The following is a 511-nucleotide window of genomic DNA, read 5'->3' on the forward strand; positions in this document are numbered from 1 at the left end:
CGCTCCGGCAGAGCCGCCTAGCGCAGCTCCACCGCGGCGAGCCCGTCGCCCTCGCCGCCCGCCTCGCCGTTACCGGCACCGCCCAGCGCCTTGTAGACCGCCACGGCGGCGATGTTCACCGACGCTTCGGCATCGGCGAGCGCATCGTCGGCGGTGAGCTGGGTGCGCTGTGCATCGAGCAGGGTCAGGAAGTCGGCCGAGCCCTCGCGGTATCCCACCTCGGCCAGCTGCTCGGCACGACGCGCGGATGCGGCCTGCTCGACCACGATGCGCAGCCGTTCCTGGCGGCGCGTGTAGTCCATCAGCGAGTTCTCCGCATCCTCCAGCGCGGCCAGCACCGCCTTCTCGTAGGCGATCGCAACGCCATCGGCATCGGCTTCCGTGGCACGCAGGCGCGCGCGCACGCTGCCCATGTCGAACGCCGCCCAGCTGATCGACGGATTCAGCGACCAGGCCTTGTTGCCGCCGCTGACCAGCCCACCGAGATCACCGGAGATGAAACCGGCGAACC

The 511-nt window shown here is 70.8% G+C and carries 1 protein-coding gene; it reads right to left on the reverse strand.

The window, feature by feature from the left end:
* Positions 1 to 17 precede the first annotated feature (17 nt).
* The coding region (locus J7528_RS24190) for a TolC family protein (RefSeq protein WP_291879944.1) at positions 18 to 511 on the reverse strand (494 nt) is incomplete at its 5' end.

Source organism: Caulobacter sp., assembly GCF_017744445.1.
GTDB lineage: Bacteria > Pseudomonadota > Alphaproteobacteria > Caulobacterales > Caulobacteraceae > Caulobacter.